General features: G+C 32.3%; 2 protein-coding genes. Both read left to right on the top strand.

What is annotated here, in order from left to right; all coding sequences use genetic code 11:
- Positions 1–1,078 (top strand): FGGY-family carbohydrate kinase (locus tag ABZA26_RS13130; RefSeq protein WP_372714958.1); only part of this gene is annotated, 1,078 nt, incomplete at its 5' end.
- Between the two features lie 18 nt (positions 1,079–1,096).
- A partial coding sequence (locus tag ABZA26_RS13125; RefSeq protein ID WP_372714957.1) for a nitrate/nitrite transporter occupies positions 1,097–2,254 on the top strand: 1,158 nt, incomplete at its 3' end.

The raw sequence follows: 2,254 nt of genomic DNA, 5'->3' as shown, positions 1-2,254 counted from the left end.
AGTAAAATATGTGACAGCAACTTCAGGTTATCTTGCCAATAGAATGACAGGATCATTTAAGGAAACCTGTAGTAATTTAGAAGTTCACTGGCCAATTGACAGAGAAACACTAGAGTGGTCAATAGATGACGAAGTTATCAAAGAGAATGGATTGAGAAGAGATCAATTATTTTCAATAATAAAACCAGGAGAAAGCTATGGTGCATTAAAATCTGAATTATGTAGAGAATTTGGCTTAAAAGAAAATATTCAGGTTGTGGCGACTGGTAATGATAAAGCTGTTGAAGCATTGGGATCAGGTATTAACGGAGATAAATCTATAATGATCTCTTTAGGAACTTTTATATCTTCCATGCTTGTAAGAGATGAATATTTTGAAGGTGCCCAGAATTTTTTCCCTACATTAGCCTGTGTACCTTTTAAATATGTCTATGAATCTACAGGAATAAGAAGGGGTATGTGGACTGTAAGTTGGTATAAAAATATCTTGGGGGACGAGGTAAAGAACAAGGCTAAAGAATTGAATATTTCTGAGGAAGAATATCTAAACCAAATTGGAGGAACAGTTCCACCAGGAAGTGATGGTTTAATAACTTTACTGGATTGGCTAAACGCCTCATCTCATGATTTCAGAAAAGGAATTATGCTTGGATTTGACCACAGGCATACTAATGCTCATATATATCGTTCTATTTTAGAGGCTATATCATATAATATTAAAAATAATATCTACGATATGTTGGATGAGATAGAGTCAGAGATCGATAATATCATAGTAATAGGTGGTGGATCTAAAAGTGACCTAATGATGCAAATAATAGCTGACATGTTTGGTTTACCAGTTAAGAGAAATGAAGCAACAAGTTGTGCTTGTCTAGGGGCTGCGATATGTACTACTAAATATCTTGGTATCTATGATTCCTTTGATGAAGCAATAGAAAATATGGTTCGAATTAAAGAGCAATTTGAACCAAATAAAAGCCTTTATTCATTCTATGATGAAATAAATAATAAGGTTATAAAAAATGTTAGAAAACATACAGATGAAGTTTTAAAGGTAGCGCATTCAATTTTTTAATTTAATAAAGGGGGTCTTATGAAAACAAATAATACCAGTAGATATTTTCAATTTATGCTTATAGTTTTAGCAGCAGGCATGATTTTTGCTTTAATGTACCTTAGAACTAATTATCAAGTTACAATGATAGAGGTCTTTGGAATTACAACGGAACAATTAAACACTATATATAGTACATTAGGATTAGTATATGTTATTGGATATTTTCCTAGTGGTTGGTTAGCTGATAGAATTTCTCCAAAAAAACTTATTGTTGGATCTTTATTTGGTTCTGGTTTAGGTGGACTTTGGTTTGCACAAATACCTAGTTATACCAGTGTTAAAATTATCTTTGCTATTTGGGGATTTTTCTCAGTATTTACATTTTGGGGAGCTCATCTTAAAATTGTAAAATTAATGTCTACAAAAGAAGAAGAGGGAAGGTTTTTTGGAATACTCGATGGTGGAAGAGGTGTTGTAGAAGCTCTACTTGCGACGATTGCTTTTGCTATATTTTCTTCGGTACTAGGTGAATCAAGTGATATAGCATTAAAAAAAGAGGCTCTTGTTAAAGTAATATATATGTATACTTTCTCACTTTTTGTTTTATCTACTTTGATAGCTATTTTTCTAAAAGATAATGAAAGTAATTTAGACAAAGAAAAAAATAAAATTGCTCCTAAACGTAACTTAATTGACGATTTCAAAAGTGTATTTTCCAATGGTTTTGTATGGAACTTAGGAATTATAATATTTATGGGTTACACAGTATTCTGGACTGTGTATTATGTAGGGGGATTCTTACAAACTAATCTAGAAGTCGATCCAGTAACGGTGGGTCTTGTTACAACTATAATACTATGGATGCGTCCAGTGGGTGGAGTTTGTGGTGGATTTATTGCTGATAAAATTGGCAAAGCAAAAACACTTAAAATGGCTGTAGGATTTGCTTCTGTGTTACTTATTGGAATCTCTGTACTGCCTTACACTGCTTCAAAAGTAGTTTTCTTTGCATTATTTATTTTACTTGCTATAATGCTTTATGCTATAAGAGGTTTATACTGGTCTCTTCTTGGAGATTGTCGACTTAATAATGCAATCTTAGGTCTTTCTATAGGTATAATTTCATTTATCGGTTATCTTCCCGATATGATAATACCAAAGATAAATAGTGTATTATTTGGAACTTTTGGTGGT

This window comes from Ilyobacter sp., assembly GCF_041583315.1.
Taxonomy (GTDB): domain Bacteria; phylum Fusobacteriota; class Fusobacteriia; order Fusobacteriales; family Fusobacteriaceae; genus Ilyobacter.
The sequence above is the reverse complement of the archived record's forward strand: the minus strand, read 5'-3'. Positions and strand labels throughout refer to the sequence as shown.